Source organism: Streptomyces sp. MMG1121, assembly GCF_001280015.1.
GTDB lineage: Bacteria > Actinomycetota > Actinomycetes > Streptomycetales > Streptomycetaceae > Streptomyces.
In genome coordinates this window covers 73,751-97,126 of the sequence record NZ_LGDV01000001.1, presented here as the reverse complement: position 1 = coordinate 97,126, position 23,376 = coordinate 73,751, and the positions used below count along the sequence as shown (strand labels likewise).

Below are 23,376 nucleotides of genomic sequence, written 5' to 3'. Positions count from 1 at the left end.
CATGGCCAAGCTCGAACTCCTCCCCGCCGTCGACGTCCGCGACGGCCAGGCCGTCCGCCTCGTGCACGGCGAGTCCGGCTCGGAGACCTCGTACGGCTCCCCGCTGGAGGCCGCCCTCGCCTGGCAGCGGTCCGGCGCCGAGTGGCTGCACCTGGTCGACCTGGACGCGGCCTTCGGCACCGGTGACAACCGTGCGCTGATCGCCGAGGTCGCGGGGGCGATGGACATCAAGGTGGAGCTGTCCGGCGGCATCCGCGACGACGCCTCGCTCGCCGCCGCCCTGGCCACCGGCTGCACCCGGGTGAACCTCGGCACGGCCGCCCTGGAGACCCCCGAGTGGGTCGCCAGGGTCATCGCCGAGCACGGCGACAAGATCGCGGTCGGTCTGGACGTGCGCGGCACGACCCTGCGCGGCCGCGGCTGGACCCGCGACGGCGGCGACCTCTACGAGACGCTGGAGCGCCTCGACCAGGAGGGCTGCGCCCGCTACGTCGTCACCGACATCGCCAAGGACGGCACGCTCCAGGGCCCGAACCTGGAGCTGCTGAAGAACGTCTGCGCGGCGACGGACCGCCCGGTCGTGGCCTCCGGCGGCGTGTCGTCGCTGGACGACCTGCGCGCCATCGCCGAGCTGGTGCCGCTCGGTGTCGAGGGCTCCATCGTCGGCAAGGCCCTGTACGCGAAGGCGTTCACGCTGGAAGAGGCCCTGGAGGCGGTAGCCAAGTGAGCGACGTACGACGCGTGTCGACCGACGCGCCCTGGGAGGAGCAGTTCGGCTACTCCCGCGCGGTGGAGCTGCCGAACGGCCTGGTGCTGGTCTCGGGCTGCACGTCCATCGTGGACGGACAGATCGCCGGGGGCGGCCCGTACGACCAGGCGGTCAACGCTTTCAAGGTCGCCCTGAACGCCCTGGAGCAGCTGGGGCTCGGCCGTGACGACGTCGTGCGCACGCGCATGTACCTCACGCACGCCCGGGACGTCGACGAGGTCGGCCGCGCTCACAAGGAGCTGTTCGACACCGTCCGGCCCGCCGCATCCATGATCATCGTCTCCGGTTTCGTGGACCCCAGCCTGGTGGTCGAGGTCGAGGTGGAGGCGTTCCGAGGAGTTCCCGCATGACCTTGGCCGTACGAGTCATCCCCTGCCTGGACGTGGACAACGGCCGGGTCGTCAAGGGCGTCAACTTCCAGAACCTGCGCGACGCGGGCGACCCCGTCGAGATGGCCAAGGTGTACGACGCCGAGGGCGCCGACGAGCTGACGTTCCTGGACATCACCGCGTCCTCGGGCGACCGCGAGACGACGTACGACGTGGTGCGCCGCACCGCCGAGCAGGTGTTCATCCCGCTGACCGTCGGCGGCGGCGTCCGCACGGCCGAGGACGTGGACAAGCTGCTGCGGGCGGGCGCCGACAAGGTGGGCGTGAACACGGCGGCCATCGCCCGCCCCGAGCTGATCCGCGAGATCGCGGAGCGTTTCGGCCGCCAGGTCCTGGTCCTGTCGGTCGACGCCCGCCGCACCGGGTCGGGCTCTTTCGAGGTGACGACCCACGGCGGCCGTCGAGGCACCGGCATCGACGCCGTCGAGTGGGCGCACCGGGCCGCCGAGCTGGGCGCGGGCGAGATCCTGCTCAACTCCATGGACGCCGACGGCACCAAGGACGGCTACGACCTGGAGATGATCGCGGCGGTCCGCAAGCACGTGACGGTCCCGGTGATCGCCTCGGGCGGTGCCGGCAGACTGACCGACTTCCCGCCGGCCATCGCGGCGGGCGCGGACGCCGTCCTGGCCGCGTCGGTGTTCCACTTCGGCGACCTGCGCATCGGCGAGGTGAAGCAGACGCTGCGGGAGGCGGGGCATCCCGTCCGCTGACGCTGCGCCGGGCTTCGACCCGGGCTCCATGCCGCCGACCTCCGCAGATGTGAAAGAGACGTTGCGCAAAATATGTTGTGCAACTTTTCCTTCGTATCTACAGTCGTGAGCATGACCGGCAAGGAGAAGCAGCGGATCACCGACCTCGGCACGCTCAAGGCCCTCGCGCACCCGCTGCGCATGAGGCTCTACCGGCTGCTGTTCGTCGCCGAGGCGGCCACCGCCTCACAGCTCGCCGAGCAGGTGGACGAGGCGGTCTCGCTGGTCAGCTACCACCTGCGCAAGCTCGCCGAGCACGGTCTGGTCGAGGAGGCCGAGCCGCGCAGCGCGGACGCGCGCGAGCGCTGGTGGCAGCCGTCCTCCGACGGCGTCACCGTCCGCGACGAGGACTTCCAGGACGCTCCCGAGAAGGCGGCGGCGCATCTCGCGGCCTCGCGCCTGTTCCTGGAGCAGCGCGTCGAGATGTACCGCGGCCACCTCGACCAGCGTGCCCACTGGGGGCCCGAGTGGAACGAGGCCGCCGGCGACTCCGAGTCGCTGCTCAGGCTGACCGCCGGGGAACTGGCGGAGCTGAAGAAGGACCTGCACGACCTGCTCAAGCGCTACGACGAGCAGGGGCGCGCCCGCGAGGCCGCCGGCGACACCGAAGGGCGCGAGCACGTCGCGCTGCACGTGTACGGATTCCCGTTCCGCGTCTGAGAGGCCCCCCTCCCGTGACCGCCACGCTCATACCCCCGGCCACCCCGCACGCCCACCGCGACCCCAACGTCCGGCGCTGGCTCGCCGCCTACACCTCCTCGATGCTGGGCGACAGCATCTATTACCTGGCCCTGTCCTGGGCCGCCGTCCAGGCCGGAACACCCGCTCAGGCCGGTCTCGTCATGTCCGCGAGCGCCCTGCCCAGGGCCGTGCTGATGCTCGGCGGAGGAGTGATCGCCGACCGGTTCGGGCCGCGCCGGGTCGTCATCGGCAGCGACGCCGCGCGCTGCGCGGCCGTCCTGGCGGTGGCCGCCCTGCTGTTCCTCACCCGCCCCGGGCTGTGGCCGCTCGCCCTGCTGGCGCTGGTCTTCGGCGCGGTCGACGCCGTCTTCGTGCCCGCCGTGGGCGCCCTGCCGGCCCGGCTCACCGGTAAGGACCAGCTCGGCCGGGTCCAGGGCATGCGGGGCCTCGCCATCCGCTGCGCGAGCGTCGTGGGCGCCCCGCTCGGCGGGCTCGGGGTGGCCGTGGGCGGAGCCCCGGCCGCGTTCGCCCTCGCCGGGCTGCTCATCGCCGTCTCCGTGCCGCTGCTGATCTCCGTACGGGTACGGGACCTGCCTACGGAGCCCGGAGCGGCGGGGACCGCCCGGAGCGACCTCGGAGCCGGGCTGCGCTACATCCGCCGGCACCGCGTCCTCGCCCCGCTGATGGTGGCCATCGCCCTGGGCGACCTGGGGTTCGTCGGACCGCTCAACGTCGGGCTGACCCTGCTCGCCGACCGGCGCGGCTGGGGCGCCCCCGGCATGGGCTGGGTACTCGCCGGATTCGGTGTCGGCGCGGGTGCCGCCTCGCTGCTGCTGGCCGTCCGGGGGCGGCTGCCGCGCGCCGGACTCGTCGCCGGGTGCACGATCATCACCGGTTCGGCCGCCGTCGGCGCCCTCGCCTACGCCCCGACACTCCTGGCCGCCGTCGGCACGGCCCTGCTCGTCGGCCTGCTCACCGGCCTCAGCGGGGCGATGTGCGGCGCACTGCTGCAGACCCAGGCCGACCCCGCCTATCTGGGCCGGGTCACCGCCGTCTCCAGTCTGGTCAGCCTCGGCCTCACCCCGCTGAGCATGCCGTTCGCGGCAGCCGCGATCGGCACCTGGGGCCTCGGCCCGGTCTACGTCGTCAGCGCCGCCGTCTGCGGACTCGGCGGGGTCGTCGCCCTCGCCGTACCGGCCCTGCGCGGCGCCGAACTTCCCCGCTGAACGTCACTCCTTCGGCTGGATCAGCTGCACCAGGTTGCCGCAGCTGTCGTCGAACACCGCCGCGAGGACCGGCCCCTGGCGCTGCGGCGGGTGCGTGAACCGGACGCCCAGGCCGCGCAGCCGTCCGTACTCCGCCAGAAGGTCGTCCACCGAGAAGACGATGCACGGGATGCCCGCCTCGTACAGCGCCGTGCGGTACGACTCCGCGATGGGACCCTGCCCGGGCTCCAACAGCAGCTGGAGCTCCGGCTGGGCCCCGGCGGGCGCGCCGACCGCGACGAACAGGGTGTCGTCGCCCAGGTCCATGTGCAGTCGCGTCTCGAAGCCCAGGACGTCCGTGTAGAAGGCGTGCGCCGCCGCCACGTCGTCCACGTACACACCGGTCATCGCGACCTTGATCACGGGGTGGCTCCCTGCCGGATCAGAACCCCAGCTGCTTGGTCTCGTGCACCTTGGCGATGGCGTCCGCGTCGCCCTCCAGATCCACCCGGGCCGCGTTCTGCCGGCCGAAGGCGAACATCAGCAGCTCCGACGGCTCGCCGGTCACCGTCACCACCGGTGCGCCCCGGTGCGCCACCGCCGTCTGCCCGTCCGGGCGGCGCAGCACCAGCCCCGTCGGCGCGCCCCGGCCCATCAGCCGCGCGGTGCGCTCCAGCCGCGACCACAGCGCGTCCTGGAAGACCGGGTCCAGCTCACGGGCGCTCCAGTCCGGCTGGGCGCGGCGGACGTCCTCGGTGTGGACGTAGAACTCGACGATGTTGGCCGCCTCGTCGACCTGCTTCAGCTGGAACGGCGAGAAGCGCGGCGGGCCGGTACGGATCAGCTGGATCAGCTCCTCGTACGGCTTCGCGGTGTACTCGGCCATCACCTTCTCCAGACGCGGCGCGAGTTGCTTGATCAGCGTGCCCCCGGCCGCGTCCGGGCGGCGCTCGCGCACGATCACATGCGCGGCCAGATCCCGGGTCCGCCAGCCCTCGCAGAGGGTCTCGGCGTCCGGGCCGACGGTCTCCAGCAGGTCCGCGAGCAGCAGCCGTTCACGCTTGGCGAAGGTCGACATGGAGTCAGCCTACGACCCCCCGCAACGTCCGCACAGCGGACACGGCACCGGCACTGTCAGTGCCGCGCGGCACAATGGCAACCATGACCAGCACGCCCGCAACACCCCGGCCCAGCAGCCTCGACCCGGAGATCGCCGCGCGCCTCAAGCGCAGCCCCGACGGACTCGTCCCCGCCATCGCCCAGCAGTACGACACCGGCGAGGTGCTCATGCTCGGCTGGATGGACGACGAGGCGCTGCATCGCACGCTGACCACCGGCCGCTGCACGTACTGGTCGCGCAGCCGCCGGGAGTACTGGGTCAAGGGCGACACCTCGGGTCACCTCCAGTGGGTGAAGTCGGTCGCGCTGGACTGCGACGCCGACACCCTGCTGGTCCGGGTCGACCAGGTCGGCGCGGCCTGCCACACCGGGGCGCGTACCTGCTTCGACGAGGACGTACTGCTCAAGGACGCCGGTTCCGGCGCCCCGGGCACCGATCAGTAAGGTCAGCGGCCATGGACCTCGAGACCTTCCGCAAGCTCGCCGCCGACCGGCGTGTCATCCCGGTCACGCGCAAGCTCCTCGCCGACGGCGACACCCCGGTCGCGCTCTACCGCAAGCTCGCCGCCGAGCGCCCCGGCACCTTCCTCCTGGAGTCCGCGGAGAACGGCCGCTCCTGGTCCCGGTACTCCTTCGTGGGCGTCCGCAGCGCCGCCGCGCTCACCACGCGCGACGGCCGGGCCCACTGGCTGGGCACCCCGCCCGTCGGCGTCCCCGCCGAGGGCGACCCGCTCGCGGTGCTGCGCGCCACACTGCAGGCCCTGCACACCCCGAACCAGGAGGGCCTGCCGCCCTTCACCGGCGGCATGGTCGGCTACCTCGGCTACGACATCGTCCGCCACCTGGAGAAGATCGGCCCCGGCGAGCGCGACGACCTGAAGCTGCCCGAGCTGACCCTGCTCCTGACCAGCGACCTCGCCGTGATGGACCACTGGGAGGGCTCGGTCCTGCTGATCGCCAACGCGATCAACCACAACGACCTCGACACCGGCGTGGACGAGGCCTACGCCGACGCCGTGGCCCGCCTCGACGCCATGGAGGCCGACCTCACGCGTGCGGTGGCCCAGCCGCCGGCCGTCCTGCCGCCCTCGGAACTCCCCGAGTACACCGCGCTGTGGGGCGGCCCCGACTTCCAGGCGGCCGTCGAGGACGTCAAGGAGCGCATCCGCGCGGGCGAGGCCTTCCAGGTCGTCCCCTCCCAGCGCTTCGAGACCCCGTGCACGGCGAGCGCGCTCGACGTCTACCGCGTCCTGCGGGCCACCAACCCCTCGCCGTACATGTACCTGTTCCGCTTCGACGGATTCGACGTCGTCGGCTCGTCCCCCGAGGCCCTCGTGAAGGTCGAGGACGGGCGGGCCATGGTCCACCCCATCGCCGGCACCCGGCCCCGCGGGGCCACCCCGCAGGAGGACCAGGCCCTCGCCGACGAGCTGATGGCCGACCCCAAGGAGCGCGCCGAGCACCTCATGCTGGTCGACCTCGGCCGCAACGACCTGGGCCGGGTCTGCGAGCCCGGCTCGGTCGAGGTGGTCGACTTCATGTCGATCGAGCGCTACTCCCACGTGATGCACATCGTCTCGACCGTCACCGGCACGGTGGCCCCGGGCCGCACGGCCTTCGACGTACTCACCGCGTGCTTCCCGGCGGGCACCCTCTCCGGCGCCCCCAAGCCCCGCGCCATGCAGATCATCGACGAACTGGAACCCTCCCGCCGCGGCCTGTACGGCGGCTGCGTCGGCTACCTCGACTTCGCCGGCGACTCCGACACGGCCATCGCCATCCGTACGGCCCTGCTGCGCGACGGCACGGCCTACGTCCAGGCCGGAGCGGGCATCGTCGCCGACTCCGACCCGGTGTCGGAGGACCAGGAGTGCCGCAACAAGGCGGCCGCGGTGCTGCGCGCGGTCCACACGGCCAACCGGCTCGCCGGGTAGGCCCGGAGACGCTTCTCACGAACCCCGGGTGACAGTTCGCCCGGGGTTCAGGCGATAGTGGAGTACGTGACTGCCGTTCCTCACCCCCGTTCCGAAGCCGCCGCGCCCGCCCGGTCCGGCCGGCGGAGCCTCGCCCTGGCCCTCTTGTGCGGTGCGCTCGGCGCGGCCGTGGCGCTGCTCGCGACCCGACAGCGCTGGGCGGAGGGCACCGCGACGGTGGCCGGCGGCGCCTTCCCGCTCACCGCCAAGGGCAGCGACGTCACGGGCGTGCCCGCGGCCCTCGCCATAGTGGGCCTCGCCGCGCTCGTCGCCGTCTTCGCCGTCCGCAGGGCCGGCCGCCTCCTCGTCGCCGGGCTGCTCGCGCTGTCCGGCGCCGGCATCGTGGCCGCCGCCCTCATGTCCGCCTCCGACAACTCCGCGCTGGACGACAAGGCGGCCCAGGCGAGTGGCGACGCCTCCGCCACGGTCGCCGCGCTCAGCCACACCGGCTGGCCCTACGTCGCGGCCGTCGGCGGCGCCCTGATCCTGCTGGCCGGCCTGCTCGCGCTGCGCTACGGAAGCCTGTGGCCCGCCATGTCCGGCCGCTACGAGCGCGGCGCCGACCGCCCCCAGCGCAAGGCCCGGCCGGTCGACCCCGACCGGCCCGAGGAGATCTGGAAGGCCCTGGACCGGGGCGAGGACCCGACCGGCGCCTGACCCGCCGGCCAGGGCGAACGGGGTGTGGCGAACCAGACGCCACCCCCGCGTCCGCCACGCGCGCGGGTACGGGACAATGGACGACGAGCGTCCGGCTCGGACGGGCGGGCTCGGAGCCGTACGACACGTACGACGCCTACAGGGACACGTACACAGCAACGAGGAGCAAGTCATGGCGGGCAGCAGCCACGGTCACGGTCACACCCCGGCCGCCTGGACGGGTGTCATCATCGCCTTCATCGGTTTCTGCGTCTCGGGCGCCTTCATGGTGATGGCCCAGCCCGTCGGCTTCTGGGCCGGCATGGTGATCGTCGTCCTCGGTGGCGTGGTCGGCGGGATCATGCGCGCCATGGGCCTCGGCCAGCCCAAGCAGGCTCCCCTCAAGATGACCACCACCCCCGTCGCGACCCGCGAGCCGGTGGGCGTCGAGGGCTGAGCCCCAGCACTGCCCGCGAGGGGCGGCCCGGTACCTGGAAGAGGTGCCGGGCCGCCCCTCGGGTTTTCGCCGCCCGTACGGCGGGGGCCCCGTGTGCCCGCGTCGGCGCGCGTGCGGGAGGCGTGCGGGGCAGAATGCCAGCGTGAACGTCGACACCCGTGTGTCCCTGCCGGCGAGGCCGCCGACCACACCCGTCCTGCGGCGCTTCGCCGTTCCGGGCGGGCTGTTCGCGGCCGTCGCGGGGGCCTTCGCGGTCGTCGGTGCCGTCGACCCGAACGAGCCCGGTCACTACCCCGTCTGCCCGCTGTACCGGCTCACCGGGCTGTACTGCCCCGGCTGCGGCGGACTGCGCAGCGCGCACGCCTTCGTCCACGGCGACCTGCTCATCGCGTTGCACGACAACGCGCTGGGCGTGGCCGGCTACCTGGGCTGCGCGGTGCTGTGGACCTTCTGGGTGGTCCGCACGGTGCGCGGCGGGTCGCCGCCGCGGCTCGGCCTCGGCCGGGCGCAACTGTGGGGGACCGGCGTGATGCTGCTGGTGTTCACGGTTGCCCGGAACCTGCCGTCGGGTGGCTGGTTACATCCTTGATCGCATGACGAATGTCCAGGTAGCGGGACCGGCGTCCACTGGATGCGAGGGCACCGCTCTCCTGCGGATACCATCGAAGTGACCACGGGTTTTCAGAACCTGAAGGAAGAACCACCGTCTGGAAGGGGGCCGCTCGCGTGAGTGTGCTCGACGAGATCATCGACGGAGTCCGTGCCGACCTCGCGGAGCGGCAGGCACGCGTCAGCCTCGACGAGCTCAAGGAGCGTGCGGCCAAGGCCCGTGCCGCCAAGGACGGGGTGGCCGCGCTCAAGGGCGACGGCGTCAAGGTGATCTGCGAGGTCAAGCGCTCCAGCCCCTCCAAGGGCGCGCTCGCCGCGATCGCCGACCCGGCCGGGCTGGCCGCGGACTACGAGGCGGGCGGCGCGGCCGTCATCTCCGTCCTCACCGAACAGCGCCGCTTCGGCGGTTCGCTGGCCGACCTGGAGGCCGTCCGCGCGCGCGTGGACATCCCGGTCCTGCGCAAGGACTTCATCGTCACCTCGTACCAGCTGTGGGAGGCCCGGGCGTACGGCGCCGACCTCGCGCTGCTGATCGTGGCCGCGCTGGAGCAGCCGGCCCTGGAGTCGCTGATCGAGCGGGCCGTGTCCATCGGACTCACCCCGCTCGTCGAGGTGCACGACGAGGACGAGGCCGAGCGGGCCGTGGACGCGGGCGCCAAGGTGATCGGTATCAACGCGCGCAACCTCAAGACGCTCGAGGTCGACCGCGGCACGTTCGAGCGCGTCGCGCCGGAGATCCCGGGCCACGTCGTCAAGGTCGCCGAGTCCGGCGTCCGCGGTCCGCACGACCTCATCGCGTACGCCAACGCGGGCGCCGACGCGGTGCTGGTCGGCGAGTCCCTCGTCACCGGACGCGACCCGAAGACCGCCGTCGCCGACCTGGTCGCCGCGGGCGAACACCCCGCTCTGCGGCACGGCCGGAGCTGACCCCCGGCTAAGCTGGACCGTGATGATGCTTCCGATCACCCCGGCGACGCGGGACCCCTATGCCCGCCTCGCCCGTGGCTGCCGGCCCCGTGGCTGCCGTGCCCCCGCGCGACGGGTGCACGGGCGGCGGGTCCGGTACGTGATCGGTGACGAGCCGGGCCAGGTGAACGGGATGCGATGGCGCGGTGTCGCGTGCGCCGGCCGAGCCGACGTCCTGCTGTGACGCCCGACTGAGCCTGCACCCCCTGCCACCGGTCCGACCGGGGGTTCCGTCCCCGAACCTTCGCCCACCCGCCACCCGACTGAAGAGCGGCCCGCCGTGGCCCGTGACCCGGTCGGCCGGAGAGCGGCCCCTCGGGGTCGTGCTTCGGTCGGTCGGGAAGCCGTCCAGCGGGCTCGCGGCTCGGTCTGCCCGGCGTGGCTCGGCCGGCCCATGGTGGCTCGTCCGGTTCGTGACCCGGTCGGGGGAGTTGTTCCGCCCCTGCCGACAGCAACGGCGGGCGGGTGGGAAGGCCTCCTCAGGGCAGCGCACGCGTATCCGTACCCCAAGTCCAGCAACCCGGGGCCACGCCCCTGCGAGGTATTCGTATGCCCAGCGAGTTCTTCTTCCCTGACCCCACCGGCCAGGTGCCCAGCGCCGAGGGCTACTTCGGCGCGTTCGGCGGCAAGTTCATCCCGGAGGCCCTCGTCGCCGCCGTGGACGAGGTCGCCGTCGAGTACGACAAGGCCAAGGCCGACCCCGAGTTCGCCCGCGAGCTCGACGACCTGCTCGTCCACTACACCGGCCGGCCCAGCTCCCTCACCGAAGTCCCCCGTTTCGCCGAACACGCCGGCGGCGCCCGGGTGTTCCTCAAGCGCGAGGACCTCAACCACACCGGCTCGCACAAGATCAACAACGTGCTCGGCCAGGCCCTGCTCACCAAGCGGATGGGCAAGACCCGGGTCATCGCCGAGACCGGCGCCGGCCAGCACGGCGTGGCGACCGCCACCGCCTGCGCGCTCTTCGGTCTCGAGTGCACCATCTACATGGGCGAGGTCGACACCAAGCGCCAGGCCCTCAACGTGGCCCGGATGCGCATGCTCGGCGCCGAGGTCGTCTCGGTGAAATCGGGCAGCCGCACCCTGAAGGACGCCATCAACGAGGCGTTCCGCGACTGGGTCGCCAACGTCGACCACACCCACTACCTCTTCGGGACCGTCGCCGGCCCGCACCCGTTCCCGGCCATGGTGCGCGACTTCCACCGGGTCATCGGTGTCGAGGCCCGGCGTCAGCTGCTCGAGCGCGCCGGCCGGCTGCCCGACGCCGCGATCGCCTGCGTCGGCGGCGGCTCCAACGCCATCGGCCTCTTCCACGCCTTCATCCCCGACGCGGGCGTACGCCTCATCGGCTGCGAGCCCGCCGGGCACGGCATCGAGACCGGCGAGCACGCGGCCACCCTGTCCGCGGGCGAGCCGGGCATCCTGCACGGCTCCCGGTCGTACGTCCTGCAGGACGAGGAGGGGCAGATCACCGAGCCGTACTCGATCTCGGCCGGTCTGGACTACCCGGGCATCGGCCCCGAGCACTCCTACCTGAAGGACTCCGGCCGCGCCGAGTACCGCGCGGTCACCGACGACGCGGCCATGCAGGCCCTGCGTCTGCTGTCGCGCACCGAGGGCATCATCCCGGCCATCGAGTCCGCGCACGCGCTGGCCGGCGCCCTGGAGGTCGGCAAGGAGCTGGGCAAGGACGGCCTGATCGTCGTCAACCTCTCCGGCCGCGGTGACAAGGACATGGACACCGCCGCCCGTTACTTCGGCCTGTACGACGCCGATGCCGAGGTCGCCGCCGACGCGACCGACACCGCCGAGATCGAGGGGGACGCCAAGTGAGCGGGAACATTCAGCTGCTGTCCGACACCCTCGCCGGTGCCAAGGCCGAGGGCCGGTCCGCGCTCATCGCCTACCTCCCGGCCGGGTTCCCGACCGTGGACGGCGGCATCGAGGCGATCAAGGCCGTCTTCGACGGCGGGGCGGACGTCGTGGAGGTCGGTCTGCCGCACAGCGACCCCGTCCTCGACGGCCCGGTCATCCAGACCGCCGACGACATCGCCCTGCGGGGCGGGGTCAAGATCGCCGACGTCATGCGTACGGTCCGGGAGGCGTACGAGGCCACCGGCAAGCCCGTCCTCGTCATGACGTACTGGAACCCGATCGACCGCTACGGCGTCGAGCGCTTCACCGCCGAGCTGGCCGAGGCGGGCGGCGCGGGCTGCATCCTGCCCGACCTGCCGGTGCAGGAGTCGGCGCCGTGGCGGGAGCACGCGGACAAGCACGGTCTGGCCACCGTGTTCGTCGTCGCCCCCAGCAGTAAGGACGCACGGCTCGCGGAGATCACCGCCGCGGGCAGCGGCTTCGTCTACGCCGCCTCGCTCATGGGCGTCACCGGCACCCGCGAGTCGGTCGGCGTCCAGGCCCAGAACCTGGTCGAGCGCACCCGGGCCACCGGCACCGCGCTGCCCGTCTGCGTCGGGCTCGGTGTCTCCAACAGCACCCAGGCCGCCGAGGTCGCCGGCTTCGCCGACGGCGTCATCGTCGGCTCGGCGTTCGTGAAGCGGATGCTGGACGCCCCCGACCACGCGTCGGGCATCGCGGCGGTCCGTGAACTGGCCGGGGACCTGGCGAAGGGCGTGCGCGGACAGGCCTAGCCGTCCGTCGCTCACATTCGGTCACTCGAACGGGTGGACCTCGGGCCGGGGAGGCGCGCTGCGCCTCCCCGGTTCGTTCTGGGGGTGTGAGCGAGAAGAACCGTGACGGAAAGCGCACCGCCCGGGAGCGGCTGGCGGTCGAGCGTGAGAAGCAGAAGACAGGGGAGAAGCGGCGGCGCACGCTGATCGTGGGCGCGAGCGTCGTCTGCGTCCTCGGTCTCGCGGCGGTGATCGGGGTGGTCGCCGCGAATGTCGGCAAGAACAAGGCCGCCAAGGCGGGCCCGGTCGTGGCGCCCTCGGGCGCGCAGGGCAAGGACAGCCTCGCGATCCCGGTCGGCAAGGACGGCGCCAAGTCGACGCTCACCATCTGGGAGGACGTCCGCTGCCCGGCCTGCCAGGCCTTCGAGGTCGCCTACCGCCCGACGCTCCACGAACTGGCCGACGCCGGCAAGCTCAGAATCGAGTACCACCTGGTTCGGCTGATCGACGGCAATCTCGGCGGCAGCGGCTCCCTGCGCGGGGCCAACGCCGCGGCCTGCGCCCAGGACGCCGGAAAGTTCCGCGACTACCACGACGTGCTGTACGCGAACCAGCCCAAGGAGACCGACGACGCCTACGCCGGCAACGCCAAGCTGATCGAGCTGGCCGGCAAGGTCGGCGGCCTCGACACGCCCGCCTTCCGCAAGTGCGTCAACGACGGCACCCATGACAGCTGGGTGAACAAGGCGAACAAGGCCTTCCAGGGCGGCGGCTTCACCGGCACGCCCACGGTCCTGCTCGGCGGCAAGAACATCTACCAGGACACGAGCATGACCCCGGCCAAGCTGAAGCAGATGGTCGAGGCGGCCAACCGCGGATAGCCGTTTTTCTCACGTCCCCGTTACGTTCCCGTAGCCGGGCTGCTTGCCGTCTGCACGGTCCGGCACGGTAGCGTCGGACTTGCCATGGAACTTGCCTACATTCCCAGCCCGTCGCGCGGGGTGCTGTATCTCGGCCCCATCCCGCTGCGCGGCTATGCCTTCTGCATCATCATCGGTGTCTTCGTCGCGGTCTGGCTCGGCAACAAGCGCTGGATCGCCCGGGGCGGCCGCACCGGCACGGTCGCCGACATCGCGGTCTGGGCCGTGCCCTTCGGCCTGGTCGGCGGTCGGCTGTACCACGTGATCACGGACTACGAGCTGTACTTCAGCAAGGGCCGTGACTGGGTGGACGCCTTCAAGGTGTGGGAGGGCGGCCTCGGCATCTGGGGCGCGATCGCGCTCGGCGCGCTCGGCGCCTGGATCGGTGCCCGGCGCCGGGGCATCCCGATGCCCGCGTACGCCGACGCCGTCGCACCCGGCATCGCCTTCGCGCAGGCCATCGGCCGCTGGGGCAACTGGTTCAACCAGGAGCTGTACGGCCGCGAGACGCATGTTCCATGGGCGCTGCACATCACCTCCTCCGAGGGCGGCCGGGTGCCGGGCTACTACCACCCGACCTTCCTCTACGAGTCCCTGTGGTGTGTCGGCGTGGGCTTCCTGGTGATCTGGGCCGACCGCCGCTTCAAGCTGGGCCACGGCCGGGCGTTCGCCCTGTACGTCGCCGCGTACTGCGTGGGCCGCGGCTGGATCGAGTACATGCGCGTGGACGACGCGCACCACATCCTGGGCCTTCGCCTGAACGACTGGACCGCGCTCCTCGTGTTCCTCCTCGCGGTGACCTACATGGTGGTGTCGTCCAGGATGCGGCCCGGGCGGGAGCCCGTCGTCGAACCCGGTGCCGAGGTGTCCGGCGCGGAGGAGGACGCGCAGCCGCAGGCCGCCGGCTCCCCGGAATCACAGGAGTCCCCGGAGTCCGCCGACACTCAGGAACCTCAGGAACCTCAGGAAGCGCAGGAATCTTCGAAGGACGAGGCAGGGTCGGCGAAGAAGAGCTGACAGCCGCCGGTACGACACCGAGGGCGCCCGGACCGTTCGGGCGCCCTCGGCGTATGCGGTCAGCCTCTGTGGGCCAGTGACAGGGTCCGGCGGGCCGTCGCCACCACCGCCGCGTCGACGAATCGACCGTCCGGCAGCGCCTGGGCACCCTCCTGCGTCGTCGCCGCCTTGAGGACCGTCTCCGCGTGTTCGATCTCCGCCGGTGTGGGCAGATAGGCCTGTTCGATCACCGGCAGCTGGCGGGGGTGGATCGCGGCGCGGCCCAGGAAGCCGAGGGCGCGGCCGTGGGCGCAGGAGGCGGCGAGGCCGGCCAGATCGCGGATGTCGGGGTGGACCGACTGGGGCGGTGGGGCGAGCCCCGCCGCACGCGCGGCGACGATCACCCGGGAGCGCGGCCAGTCGAGGCCCGCGTCGGCCCGTACGCCGAGGTCGGCCCGGAGATCCGCCTCGCCGAGGGCGATGCCCCGCAGCGCGGGGTGCGCGGTGGCGATGGCGTAGGCGTGCTCGATGCCGAGGGCCGTCTCCAGCAGGGCGTACAGCGGGAGCGGGGTGGCCGCGGCGACCCGTCCGATCTCGTCCGGGGAGCTCACCTTGGGCAGCCGTAGGCCCGCCGGGCCGGGGCAGGCTGTCAGCGTGGCCAGGTCCTCGGCTGCCCAGGGGCTGTCCAGGGCGTTGACACGGACCTGCACCGGGACCGGCCGGGGCTCGCTGAGCAGGTCGGCCGTGGCCGCGCGGGCGTACTCCTTGCGGTCCGGGGCGACCGCGTCCTCCAGGTCGATCACCACCACGTCGGCGCCCGCGGTCAGCGCCTTGGCCATCACGGGAGGTCGGTCGCCGGGGACGTAGAGCCAGGTGAGCGGGGGCCGGGTCACAGGGCGCCCGCCGCGCGCAGGGCGGCGATGTCGGCCGCGGTGAGACCCAGCTCGGTGAGGACGGCGTCGGTGTCGGCGCCGTGCGGCCGGCCGGCCCAGCGGATCGCGCCGGGGGTCGAGGAGAGCCGGAAGAGGACGTTCTGCATGCGCAGCGGGCCGAGTTCGGGGTCGGCGACCGTGGTGATCGTGTCCAGGGCCTGGTACTGGGGGTCCTCCAGGACGTCCCGGACGTCCTGGACGGGGGCGACGGCCGCCTCCGCCTTCTCGAAGGCGGCGAGCACCTCGGTGCGGGTGCGGGCGGCGATCCAGGAGCCGACCGCCGCGTCCAGGACGTCGGCGTGGGCGGCCCGGTCCGCGCCGGTCGCGAACCACGGCTCCGCGATCAGCTCCGGGCTGCCCACCAGGCGCATCACGCGCTCGGCGACCGACTGCGCGGACGTGGAGACCGCGACCCAGGCGCCGTCGGCGGTGCGGTAGGTGTTGCGCGGGGCGTTGTTCGCGGACCTGTTCCCGGTGCGTCGTTGTACATGGCCGAGCTGGTCGTACCAGGTGGGGTGCGGGCCGAGGACCGACAGGATCGGCTCGATGATCGCCATGTCCACGACCTGCCCGGCGCCGGTGTGCTCCCGTGCGGACAGGGCCGTCAGCACCGCGAACGCGGTCGCCAGGCCCGCGACCGAGTCCGCGAGGCCGAAGGGCGGCAGCGTCGGTGGGGCGTCCGCTTCGCCGGTGATCGCGGCGAAGCCGCTCAGCGCCTCGGCGAGGGTGCCGAAGCCGGGCCGGTGCGCAGCCGGGCCGAACTGGCCGAAGGCGGTGACCCGGGCGAGGACGAGGCGCGGATTGGCCGTGGACAGCTCCTCCCAGCCCAGTTCCCATCTCTCCAGGGTGCCGGGCCGGAAGTTCTCGATCACCACGTCGGCGCCGGCGGCGAGCCGGAGCAGGGTGGCCCGGCCGCCGGGCGTGGACAGATCGAGGGTGATGGTGCGCTTGTTGCGGCCGAGCACCTTCCACCACAGTCCGACGCCGTGCCTGGCCGGACCGTGCCCCCGGGACGGGTCGGGCCGGCGCGGATGCTCGACCTTGATCACCTCGGCGCCGAAGTCGCCGAGCAGCGTGGCGGCCAGCGGCCCGGCGAAGAGGGTCGCGAGATCCAGCACCCGCAGACCGGCGAGCGGCGCTGTCGTCGTCGTACTCATGCGGTGAACCGGGCGTCGATCTCCGGGCGGTACGGCATCGACGCCGAGGCCCCTTCCCGCTGGACGGAGATCGCCGCCGCGGCCGCCGCCCAGGACAGGGCCTCCCGCACCGGTTTCTCCTCGGCGAGGGCCACCGCGAGCGTGCCGACGAAGGTGTCCCCGGCGCCCGTGGAATCGACCGCGGTCACCCGCGGCGCCGGGACCACGAGCGGTTCGGTGCCGCGGGCCCGGTACAGACAGCCGGTCGCGCCCAGGGTGACGACGACCTGCGGCACCAGCTCCAGCAGGGCGACGGCGGCCTCGCGCGGGTCGGTGCGGCCGGTCAGGGTGACCGCCTCGTACTCGTTGGGCACCAACAGGTCGGTCGCGGCGAGGAGTTCGGGCGGCAGTGGCTGGGCGGGAGACGGGGTCAGGACCGTACGGACCCCGTGCCGGCGGGCCGCCCGGGCGCCCGCGACGACGGCGGCGAGCGGGATCTCCAGTTGCAGCAGCAGCGCGTCGGCGGAGGCGATCACGGCCTCGTCGCCGGGGGAGAGGTGGTCGACGGTGCCGTTCGCGCCGGGGATGACGACGATCGCGTTGCCGCCCTCGTCGTCCACCACGATGTGCGCGGTGCCGGAGGGGTCCTCGACGGTGCGCAGGAAGTCGGTGTCCACGCCGGAGTGTTCGAGGGTGTCGCGCATCCGCAGGCCGAAGGCGTCGTTGCCGATCGCGCCGATCATCGAGACGGTGGCGCCGGCTCGGGCCGCGGCGATGGCCTGGTTGGCGCCCTTGCCGCCGGGGACCGTACGGAACTCCCGGCCCGTCACGGTCTCGCCGCGCTGTGGAGCCTTCGCGACGTAGGTGACGAGGTCCATGTTCATGCTGCCGAGGACGACGATGTGGGTCATGAGCGGGTCGTCTCCAGATGGGTGAGATGGGCGAGGGTGTCGAAGCCGGTGCCGTCGAAGTCGGCCACGGTGGTCGCGAGCCGGTTCTTCAGCGGCGCCCGCCAGTGCTCGGGCAGCGCCTCCGGGCTGCCCGCGAGGAGACCGGCGATGCCGCCGGCCGTGGCGCCGTTCGAGTCGGTGTCCCAGCCCCCGGAGACCACACGGCAGATGGAGCCGGTGAAGTCGCCGTCCGCGTGGGTGAGGGCGGCCGCGGTCAGAGCGGTGTTGGGGACGGCGTGGACCCAGTGGTGGGCCGGGGCGTACAGGGCGTGGAGTTCGTCCACGACGGTGTCGAAGTCCTCGTGCCGGTGGGCCAGTCGGACGGCGTGGTCGATGGCCCGGGCGAGCCGGGAGCGGGGCGGGACCACCCGGCGTCCGGCGCGCAGACAGGCGTGGATGTCCTGGCTGCCGGTGGCGGCGGTGGCGATGACGGCGGCCGTGAACATCGCCGCGTAGACACCGTTCGCGGTATGGGTCAAGACCGCGTCGCGGTACGCCTGTTCGGCGGCGGCGGCCGGGTCGCCGGGGTTGGTCCAGCCGTGCACGTCGGCGCGGATCAGGGCGCCGATCCACTCGCGGAAGGGGTTGCGGTGGCGGGCCGTGTGCGGGGGTTCGATGCCGGTCAGGAGGTTGCGGTAGGCGATGCGCTCGGCGGTGAAGGTGCGGCCGGGCGGGAGTTCGTCCAGCCAGAGCCGGGCCACGTCCGTGGTGGTGAAGGTCTTTCCGTGGCGCTGGAGGAGCAGGAGGTTCAGCAGGGGGTAGTTGAGGTCGTCGTCCTCCGGCATGCCGTCGATGTTCTCGGCGAGGGAGGTGGCGGCCGAGCGGCTGTTCCAGGGGTGTGCGGTCAGGAGGTCGTGCGCCACGCCGACGGCGGTGAAGTAGCCGGTGAGGGGCCAGTTGCCGGCGGCCCGGGCGAGGGCGCGGATGGCGTCGAGGGGGAGTTTCTCGACGGGTTTGCCGAGCAGACAGCCGATGGCCCGGCCCAGCCAGGCGGCTTCGAGGGCGGCGGGGGCGGGAGCGCGGCGGGCCGGGGCCGGCCAGTCCGGGCACAGGGACCTGATCCGCTCCAGGTCTGTTGGCTCGTACTCCGCCAACGTGCTGGGAAGATCGGCCAGTTCGTCGAGCAGGTCCTCCGCCAGCAGGCGCAGATAGCGGGACGTGCGGTGCGGGGACGCCCCCGCCCGGTCGGGGGCGTCCGGGCCGCCCGCCGCGCGCCAGCGGGCCTCGATCGCCGAGGGCGCGCGGCCGTCCAGGCGGGCCTGGCGGAGTTCGTGGCCCAGCAGGTCCTCCGGCTGGACCCAGGTCAGTCGGAGCATGCGCTACCCCCGAGCGCCGTGAAGGCCCGCTCGTGGGCGCGGCGGCGGCGTACGTCCGCCGCGAAGATCTCGCGCGTGACCTCGGTGAGCGTGCGGGCCGGTGCCCGCAGGTCCAGGCGGCTGGCCTCCGCCACCGCCTTCGCCCACTCCTGCGGGACGGGTGAGCCGAGGGCGCCCGCGACCGCGCCGGCCATCGTGGCGATCGAGTCGCAGTCGCGGCCGTAGTTGACCGCGCCGAGCACGGCGTGCCGGAAGTCGCCGCCGGAGACCAGCACCATGCCCAGGGCGACGGGCAGTTCCTCGATCGCGTGCAGCCGGGAGGGGCGGCGGGCGCCGAGCGAGGGGGCGCGGTAGTCCGGGCCGACGGTGTCGTACGGGGCCACCGCCGCGCGCAGCGGGCGAAGCGCCGACTCGAAGTCCTGGTACCGCACGGCGACTTCGCACACCTTCTCGATCGCCTCGCGGGTGCCGTCCTTCGCCAGGGCGAGGGCGGCGGTGACGACCGAGTCGGGGGTCGCGCCCGGGGTCGCGGCGGCGGCTACGGCCGCGGCGAGGACACCGGCCGCCTCACGGCCGTACGACGACTGGTGCGCACCGGCGAGGTCCAGCGCCTCGGCGTACGCGGCGGCCGGGTGGGCCGCGTTGACCAGGCCGACGGGGGCCATGTACATCGCGGCCCCGCAGTTGACGATGTTGCCGACGCCGGCCTCCCGGGGGTCGGCGTGGCCGTGGGCGAGCCGCGCCACGAGCCACTTCTCGGCGAGGAAGAGGCGGTGCAGGGGGAGGGCCTCGGCCTCCAGTTCCGGGATCCAGCGGGGGTTGGTCATCAGGTCCGGAACCAGGTGGTCGGCCACGGCGTACGCGTCGAGGTGGTCGCGGACGCGGGCGTACACGCGGATCAGCGCGTGGGTCATCAGGGTGTCGTCGGTGACGTGTCCGTCGCCCTTGTGGTACGGCGCGATGGGGCGGGCGGTGCGCCAGGCGTCGCCGTGCCAGGGGCCGACGACGCCGTGGATCCGGCCGCCGTGGCGCTCGGTGATCTGGTCCGGGGAGTAGCCCTCGACCGGGCCGCCGAGGGCGTCGCCGACGGCGGCTCCGACGAGGGCGCCGGTGACGCGTTCGTCGAGACAGGCGAAGGGGGTTTCGGAAATTGGTCCTGTTTTATGAATCAGTTCTCGATCTGTGGGTGCATGGGATTTATTGGGCGTCATGCCCCGAATCATCCTCCTGGGCGGGCCGGTTGTGCGGCTTCCAGGAGTCCGGCGAGTTCCACCAGGTCGGTGCCGGTGAGGCGGGGCAGGGCGCAGCCGGACAGGGTGCGGCAGGCGTCCCGCCAGGTCTGTGGGACGGACGCGCCGCCGCCGAGGGCTCCGGTGAGGGCGCCCGTGAGGGCGGGGGCGGAGTCGGCGACGCGGGACAGGCAGGCGGCGGCGGGTACGGCCGTGTCGATCCGGCCGCCGGCGGCGGTGGCGAGGGCGAGGGCGACCGGGACGGTCTCGGCGGCGGCGATGCCGTAGCTGTAGACGTGGTCGACGATCTGGTGCTCCAGCAGCGGGACGAGGGCGAAGGCGGACTCGCCGCCCTCGGCCAGGGCGAGGGCGTGGCGGGCGTTGCGGCCGATCTCCGTGTCGCCCGGGAGTTCGGCGAGCGCGGCGGTCACACAGGTGTCCGGCTCGGCGCCGATGAGGGCCAGGGCGAGGGCGGCGGCCATGGCCCTGGCACCGTGCACGCCGTCGCCGTCCTGGGTGTAGCGGGCGTCGAACTCGGCGAGGGCGGCGGCGCGTTCGGGGTCACCGGGGTGGGCGACGGCGAGGACGCAGGCCCGCACGCAGGCGGCGTCGTCGAAGTAGTGCGGGTTGTCGTGGCCGGTGGCGGGCGGGCGCAGGCCGGCGGCGAGGTTGCCGAGTCCGGCGCGGACGGAGATGCGGGCGCGCAGCGGGAGGACGGCGGACTCGACCTCGGGCGCGCGGTCCGCCGCGGCGGCGACCTCCGCGGCGACGGCGGTCCAGGTGAGGTCGATGGCGGCGCGGGTACGGCGCTCTCGGCTGAGGTCGCCGAGGACGTCGTCGTCGCCGGCCCGCAGCACCGCCTCCGCGGCGAAGGCCGCCCACTCCGCGTCGTCGGAGGGGCCGAGGCGCAGGGGCTCGGGGGGTTGGTTGAGGGCGATCGGCACGGGGAGTGTGGTGGTGGCGTTCTGCTCCGCGAAGGTGTCCAGCTCTCGCGTGAGGCGCCGGGTCCACTCGGGCATGCGGCTGGCTCGGTGCCGTGCGGCGGGCCAGCCGGCGGCGTCTCCCGCGGCGAGCCCGAGCAGCAGCCCCTCGATACGGCGCGCGTTCACAGCTGACCCTCGCCGTCCGGGTGCCCGGGGTTCCCCGCCCCCACCAGGGGGCTCCGCCCCCTGGACGCCCACTCGTCCACCCGCCCGCTCGACTCGGCCGGCCGAGGGGCGGACGCCGGGGGCGGGGCGGGCAGGGCCGTCTCCGGCAGGGTCCCCGCCCGCACTCCCGCCCCCACCCCCTCCGGCAGCAACCCTGGAAGTACCACCCCCTCCCCCCACTTCCCGATGTCCCCGGGGACCAGCAACTCCGCCACGTCCAGCACGTGATGGCCCGCCATGGACGGCAGGCAGCGGCCGCGGGCCGGGCCGATGGGGGTGGTCCAGGCCGGGGGGATCGCGGAGATGCCCTGGGTCGCGCCGGACAGCGCGCCTGCCACCGCCGCCGTCGTGTCCGCGTCGCGGCCCATGTTGACGGCCGTCAGCACCGCCTCCCGGAAGTCGCCGTCGGCCGCCGCGTACGCGCCGAAGGCGAGGGCGACCGCCTCGGGAGCCAGGTCGGTCCAGGGGTAGCCGCCGATCACCACCGCGGAGCGGACCGCGCGTTCGCCGCGGTGGGCCACGGCCACCGCGCGCCGCAGGGAGCGCGCCGTCCAGGAGTCGTCCGGGACGGCCGCGAGCGCGGCGGCGATCACCACCGGGACCGGGGCGCCGGTCATCGCCGCCGCCACGCCCGCCGCCACCGCCTGACCGCCGTAGATGCCCTCGCCCTCATGGCTGACCTGGCCGTCGATCGCCACCAGACGGGCCGCTTCGGCGGGGCGGCCCGCCGCGAAGACGCCGAACGGGGCCGCCCGCATCGCCAGCCCGTCGCTCCACGCGTGGCGGTGCTGGGCGGAGATGGGGGCCGCGAGGCCGCGGCGGAGGTTCTCCAGTGTGCCGCGCTCGCTGAAGCCGGCGCCGCGGAAGGGGCCCTCGGCCCGGTCGGCGATCCACTCGTGCCAGGCCGCCTCCGCATGGGCCGGGGTGAGCGCCGAGCCGTGCCGGGCCAGCAGCAGTCCCGAGAAGATCGCGTACTCCGTGTCGTCCGTGCCGCAGGGGCGATCGGCGACGTACCCCGTGATGCGGCCCCAGCGGGCGCGGATCTGCGAGGGCCTGAGGTTCTCCGCGGGCGCGCCCAGCGCATCGCCCACGGCGAGGCCGAGCAGCGCGCCACGGGCCCGTTCGCGCAGTCCGGCGGTGTCTTCGGCGGTGTCTCCGGGCGCCGGGACCGGGGGAGTGCGGGCGATCGATGCCATGGGCGGCCTCCTTCGGGGGACCACGAGGATCCTTTGCGGATGTGTCCCACGGCCTGCCGTCCTGGGCGCCTTCGCGCGGTCCGCATCACCCACTTGGCATCTGAGCAGCCAATAGCACGGATGAGCAAAATACGTAAAGTCGCAGGTTAGCCCAGCCTTTCCTTGGTGGCGAGAGCGGAAGGGGCGGCGTATCTTCAGTGGTGTCGAAAAGTAGAACTCGTCCAAAGTTAGCTTTGGCTAAGCTATCCGGGGGTCCGCATGGCCATCATCGAAACCCAGGCCGCGCTGCACGAGGCGCACCGTGACAACCACACGCACCGCGATGTCAACGGCGGCTGGCTGCGCCCCGCCGTCTTCGGCGCGATGGACGGTCTCGTCTCCAACCTCGCCCTGATGACCGGTGTGGCCGGCGGGTCGGTGAGTCATCAGACCATCGTGATCACCGGGCTCGCGGGGCTCGCCGCCGGCGCCTTCTCGATGGCGGCCGGTGAGTACACCTCCGTCGCCTCCCAGCGCGAGCTGGTCGAGGCCGAGCTGGACGTCGAGCGCCGTGAGCTGCGCAAGCACCCGCAGGACGAGGAGAACGAGCTGGCGGCGCTGTACGCGGCCCGCGGCGTCGAGCCCGAGCTGGCCCGGGAGGTCGCCCGGCAGCTGTCCAGGGATCCCGAGCAGGCCCTGGAGATACACGCCCGCGAGGAGCTGGGCATCGACCCCGGCGACCTGCCCTCGCCGCTGGTCGCCGCCGTCTCGTCCTTCGGATCCTTCGCCCTCGGTGCCCTGCTGCCCGTGCTGCCCTTCCTGTTCGGCGTGACCGCGCTGTGGCCCACCCTGCTGCTGGCCCTCGTCGGACTGTTCGGCTGCGGTGCCGTCGTGGCCAAGGTGACCGCGCGCAGCTGGTTGTACAGCGGTCTGAGGCAGCTCGCACTCGGCGGTGCGGCGGCCGGTGTGACGTACGCCCTGGGCAGCCTGTTCGGAACGGCCGTAGGATAGCGAGACCGCTACTTATGCGTTGGGCCGCATAAGTAGCCGTTACTCGCTGGTTTCGACTGGTTGACCACCGGGCATGAGCCGTAAGCGCTGCGGGCAATGACGCCTGCCGCACCCCCGTGGGGTGGGCCGATGAGGCTCCCCCCGCCCCCCTTGGGCCGACGGACGCCGATCCGACCGATCTTGTCCGCGAAGGTCCCGTCACACGTCGCCGCCACGCGCGGCACCGCCGCCACCGCGCGGTACCTCCGCCGCCCCGTGCGGCGCCCCGCCGTCACCGTGCGGCACCTCTGCCATGGACCCCGTGGCGTCCGCATGCTGGAACGGAGTATCCGCTTCCCGAGAACCGCTCCATCATGTAACCTGCACGAAATTTTGATCAC

Annotated in this window: 26 protein-coding genes; 17 read left to right on the top strand and 9 right to left on the bottom strand. The window is 73.2% G+C overall.

What is annotated here, in order from left to right:
• Position 1: 1 nt before the first annotated feature.
• The 5 genes from priA to ADK64_RS00415 all read left to right on the top strand — a co-directional run bounded on the left by priA (position 2) and on the right by ADK64_RS00415 (position 3,817).
• Positions 2-727 (top strand): bifunctional 1-(5-phosphoribosyl)-5-((5-phosphoribosylamino)methylideneamino)imidazole-4-carboxamide isomerase/phosphoribosylanthranilate isomerase PriA, encoded by a 726-nt coding sequence (gene priA / locus ADK64_RS00435; RefSeq protein ID WP_053653720.1) that lies wholly within the window; start codon positions 2-4, stop codon positions 725-727.
• On the top strand, positions 724-1,119 hold the full coding sequence (locus ADK64_RS00430) for a RidA family protein (RefSeq protein WP_053653718.1): 396 nt from the start codon (positions 724-726) through the stop codon (positions 1,117-1,119). The genes priA and ADK64_RS00430 overlap by 4 nt, the downstream gene beginning before the upstream one ends.
• Positions 1,116-1,871 (top strand): imidazole glycerol phosphate synthase subunit HisF, encoded by a 756-nt coding sequence (gene hisF, locus ADK64_RS00425; RefSeq protein ID WP_053653716.1) that lies wholly within the window; start codon positions 1,116-1,118, stop codon positions 1,869-1,871. Before ADK64_RS00430 ends, hisF begins: the two co-directional genes overlap by 4 nt.
• Before the next feature lie 111 nt (positions 1,872-1,982).
• Positions 1,983-2,570: an ArsR/SmtB family transcription factor gene (locus tag ADK64_RS00420; protein ID WP_053653714.1), complete on the top strand. Its 588-nt coding sequence runs from the start codon at positions 1,983-1,985 to the stop codon at positions 2,568-2,570.
• Between the two features lie 14 nt (positions 2,571-2,584).
• Positions 2,585-3,817: an MFS transporter gene (locus ADK64_RS00415; protein ID WP_053653712.1), complete on the top strand. Its 1,233-nt coding sequence runs from the start codon at positions 2,585-2,587 to the stop codon at positions 3,815-3,817.
• A gap of 3 nt (positions 3,818-3,820) precedes the next feature.
• Here ADK64_RS00415 and ADK64_RS00410 read toward each other — a convergent pair whose 3' ends face one another.
• Both ADK64_RS00410 and ADK64_RS00405 read right to left on the bottom strand, forming a co-directional pair.
• A complete protein-coding gene (locus ADK64_RS00410) occupies positions 3,821-4,219 on the bottom strand; it encodes a glyoxalase/bleomycin resistance/extradiol dioxygenase family protein (protein WP_053653711.1) in 399 nt (132 codons plus the stop codon).
• A gap of 19 nt (positions 4,220-4,238) precedes the next feature.
• Entirely contained in the window at positions 4,239-4,874 is a 636-nt protein-coding gene (locus tag ADK64_RS00405; protein WP_053653709.1) for a TIGR03085 family metal-binding protein, read from the bottom strand.
• A gap of 83 nt (positions 4,875-4,957) precedes the next feature.
• Here ADK64_RS00405 and hisI point away from each other — a divergent pair, with 83 nt between their 5' ends.
• From hisI to lgt, 11 genes are all read left to right on the top strand, one after another.
• Positions 4,958-5,359: a phosphoribosyl-AMP cyclohydrolase gene (gene hisI, locus ADK64_RS00400; protein ID WP_053654346.1), complete on the top strand. Its 402-nt coding sequence runs from the start codon at positions 4,958-4,960 to the stop codon at positions 5,357-5,359.
• Between the two features lie 11 nt (positions 5,360-5,370).
• Positions 5,371-6,849, top strand: coding sequence for an anthranilate synthase component I (locus tag ADK64_RS00395; protein ID WP_053653706.1), 1,479 nt, complete (start codon positions 5,371-5,373; stop codon positions 6,847-6,849).
• Between the two features lie 57 nt (positions 6,850-6,906).
• Positions 6,907-7,545, top strand: coding sequence for a TIGR02234 family membrane protein (locus tag ADK64_RS00390; RefSeq protein ID WP_053653704.1), 639 nt, complete (start codon positions 6,907-6,909; stop codon positions 7,543-7,545).
• A gap of 172 nt (positions 7,546-7,717) precedes the next feature.
• Positions 7,718-7,981, top strand: a complete 264-nt coding sequence (locus tag ADK64_RS00385) for an HGxxPAAW family protein (protein WP_053653702.1) — start codon at positions 7,718-7,720, stop codon at positions 7,979-7,981.
• A 142-nt stretch (positions 7,982-8,123) separates the two neighbouring features.
• Positions 8,124-8,570: a DUF2752 domain-containing protein gene (locus ADK64_RS00380; protein ID WP_053653700.1), complete on the top strand. Its 447-nt coding sequence runs from the start codon at positions 8,124-8,126 to the stop codon at positions 8,568-8,570.
• 137 nt (positions 8,571-8,707) lie between these two features.
• Entirely contained in the window at positions 8,708-9,517 is an 810-nt protein-coding gene (trpC, locus tag ADK64_RS00375) for an indole-3-glycerol phosphate synthase TrpC (protein ID WP_053653698.1), read from the top strand.
• Positions 9,518-9,539: 22 nt separating this feature from the next.
• Entirely contained in the window at positions 9,540-9,740 is a 201-nt protein-coding gene (trpM, locus tag ADK64_RS48850) for a tryptophan biosynthesis modulator TrpM (protein WP_053653696.1), read from the top strand.
• Positions 9,741-10,105: 365 nt separating this feature from the next.
• Entirely contained in the window at positions 10,106-11,389 is a 1,284-nt protein-coding gene (gene trpB, locus ADK64_RS00365; RefSeq protein ID WP_053653694.1) for a tryptophan synthase subunit beta, read from the top strand.
• Entirely contained in the window at positions 11,386-12,204 is an 819-nt protein-coding gene (trpA, locus tag ADK64_RS00360; protein ID WP_053653692.1) for a tryptophan synthase subunit alpha, read from the top strand. The genes trpB and trpA overlap by 4 nt, the downstream gene beginning before the upstream one ends.
• Before the next feature lie 86 nt (positions 12,205-12,290).
• A complete protein-coding gene (locus tag ADK64_RS00355; RefSeq protein WP_053653690.1) occupies positions 12,291-13,064 on the top strand; it encodes a DsbA family protein in 774 nt (257 codons plus the stop codon).
• Positions 13,065-13,148: 84 nt separating this feature from the next.
• Positions 13,149-14,120: a prolipoprotein diacylglyceryl transferase gene (gene lgt, locus ADK64_RS00350; protein WP_053653688.1), complete on the top strand. Its 972-nt coding sequence runs from the start codon at positions 13,149-13,151 to the stop codon at positions 14,118-14,120.
• Between the two features lie 59 nt (positions 14,121-14,179).
• On the opposite strand, the gene ADK64_RS00345 is transcribed toward lgt, so the two are convergent.
• Genes ADK64_RS00345 through ADK64_RS00315 form a run of 7 tightly spaced genes read right to left on the bottom strand, consistent with a single transcriptional unit; the run spans position 14,180 to position 22,006 of the window.
• Positions 14,180-14,992, bottom strand: coding sequence for an HpcH/HpaI aldolase/citrate lyase family protein (locus ADK64_RS00345; protein WP_053653686.1), 813 nt, complete (start codon positions 14,990-14,992; stop codon positions 14,180-14,182).
• Positions 14,989-16,188, bottom strand: a complete 1,200-nt coding sequence (locus ADK64_RS00340; protein WP_199829439.1) for a CaiB/BaiF CoA transferase family protein — start codon at positions 16,186-16,188, stop codon at positions 14,989-14,991. Before ADK64_RS00340 ends, ADK64_RS00345 begins: the two co-directional genes overlap by 4 nt.
• Entirely contained in the window at positions 16,185-17,078 is an 894-nt protein-coding gene (gene rbsK, locus ADK64_RS00335) for a ribokinase (protein ID WP_053653684.1), read from the bottom strand. The genes ADK64_RS00340 and rbsK overlap by 4 nt, the downstream gene beginning before the upstream one ends.
• The gene (locus ADK64_RS00330; protein WP_053653681.1) at positions 17,075-18,433 is read right to left on the bottom strand and encodes an ADP-ribosylglycohydrolase family protein; all 1,359 of its coding nucleotides are present in this window, start codon (positions 18,431-18,433) and stop codon (positions 17,075-17,077) included. Before ADK64_RS00330 ends, rbsK begins: the two co-directional genes overlap by 4 nt.
• The gene (locus ADK64_RS00325; protein ID WP_078992415.1) at positions 18,421-19,644 is read right to left on the bottom strand and encodes an ADP-ribosylglycohydrolase family protein; all 1,224 of its coding nucleotides are present in this window, start codon (positions 19,642-19,644) and stop codon (positions 18,421-18,423) included. The genes ADK64_RS00330 and ADK64_RS00325 overlap by 13 nt, the downstream gene beginning before the upstream one ends.
• Positions 19,645-19,652: 8 nt before the next feature.
• Entirely contained in the window at positions 19,653-20,843 is a 1,191-nt protein-coding gene (locus tag ADK64_RS00320; protein WP_234384415.1) for an ADP-ribosylglycohydrolase family protein, read from the bottom strand.
• On the bottom strand, positions 20,768-22,006 hold the full coding sequence (locus ADK64_RS00315) for an ADP-ribosylglycohydrolase family protein (protein WP_078992414.1): 1,239 nt from the start codon (positions 22,004-22,006) through the stop codon (positions 20,768-20,770). The genes ADK64_RS00320 and ADK64_RS00315 overlap by 76 nt, the downstream gene beginning before the upstream one ends.
• Positions 22,007-22,264: 258 nt before the next feature.
• Here ADK64_RS00315 and ADK64_RS00310 point away from each other — a divergent pair, with 258 nt between their 5' ends.
• Entirely contained in the window at positions 22,265-22,996 is a 732-nt protein-coding gene (locus ADK64_RS00310; RefSeq protein ID WP_053653677.1) for a VIT1/CCC1 transporter family protein, read from the top strand.
• Positions 22,997-23,376: the final 380 nt, after the last annotated feature.

What these genes read in the sequence shown, in the direction of transcription:
- priA (WP_053653720.1), top strand. Translation starts at nt 2, where the DNA reads ATGGCCAAGCTCGAACTCCTCCCCGCCGTCGACGTCCGCGACGGCCAG.
- hisF (WP_053653716.1), top strand. Translation starts at nt 1,116, where the DNA reads ATGACCTTGGCCGTACGAGTCATCCCCTGCCTGGACGTGGACAACGGC.
- ADK64_RS00420 (WP_053653714.1), top strand. Translation starts at nt 1,983, where the DNA reads ATGACCGGCAAGGAGAAGCAGCGGATCACCGACCTCGGCACGCTCAAG.
- ADK64_RS00405 (WP_053653709.1), bottom strand. Translation starts at nt 4,874, where the DNA reads ATGTCGACCTTCGCCAAGCGTGAACGGCTGCTGCTCGCGGACCTGCTG.
- hisI (WP_053654346.1), top strand. Translation starts at nt 4,958, where the DNA reads ATGACCAGCACGCCCGCAACACCCCGGCCCAGCAGCCTCGACCCGGAG.
- ADK64_RS00395 (WP_053653706.1), top strand. Translation starts at nt 5,371, where the DNA reads ATGGACCTCGAGACCTTCCGCAAGCTCGCCGCCGACCGGCGTGTCATC.
- ADK64_RS00385 (WP_053653702.1), top strand. Translation starts at nt 7,718, where the DNA reads ATGGCGGGCAGCAGCCACGGTCACGGTCACACCCCGGCCGCCTGGACG.
- trpM (WP_053653696.1), top strand. Translation starts at nt 9,540, where the DNA reads ATGATGCTTCCGATCACCCCGGCGACGCGGGACCCCTATGCCCGCCTC.
- trpB (WP_053653694.1), top strand. Translation starts at nt 10,106, where the DNA reads ATGCCCAGCGAGTTCTTCTTCCCTGACCCCACCGGCCAGGTGCCCAGC.
- lgt (WP_053653688.1), top strand. Translation starts at nt 13,149, where the DNA reads ATGGAACTTGCCTACATTCCCAGCCCGTCGCGCGGGGTGCTGTATCTC.
- ADK64_RS00340 (WP_199829439.1), bottom strand. Translation starts at nt 16,188, where the DNA reads ATGAGTACGACGACGACAGCGCCGCTCGCCGGTCTGCGGGTGCTGGAT.
- rbsK (WP_053653684.1), bottom strand. Translation starts at nt 17,078, where the DNA reads ATGACCCACATCGTCGTCCTCGGCAGCATGAACATGGACCTCGTCACC.
- ADK64_RS00330 (WP_053653681.1), bottom strand. Translation starts at nt 18,433, where the DNA reads ATGCTCCGACTGACCTGGGTCCAGCCGGAGGACCTGCTGGGCCACGAA.
- ADK64_RS00325 (WP_078992415.1), bottom strand. Translation starts at nt 19,644, where the DNA reads ATGACGCCCAATAAATCCCATGCACCCACAGATCGAGAACTGATTCAT.
- ADK64_RS00315 (WP_078992414.1), bottom strand. Translation starts at nt 22,006, where the DNA reads ATGGCATCGATCGCCCGCACTCCCCCGGTCCCGGCGCCCGGAGACACC.
- ADK64_RS00310 (WP_053653677.1), top strand. Translation starts at nt 22,265, where the DNA reads ATGGCCATCATCGAAACCCAGGCCGCGCTGCACGAGGCGCACCGTGAC.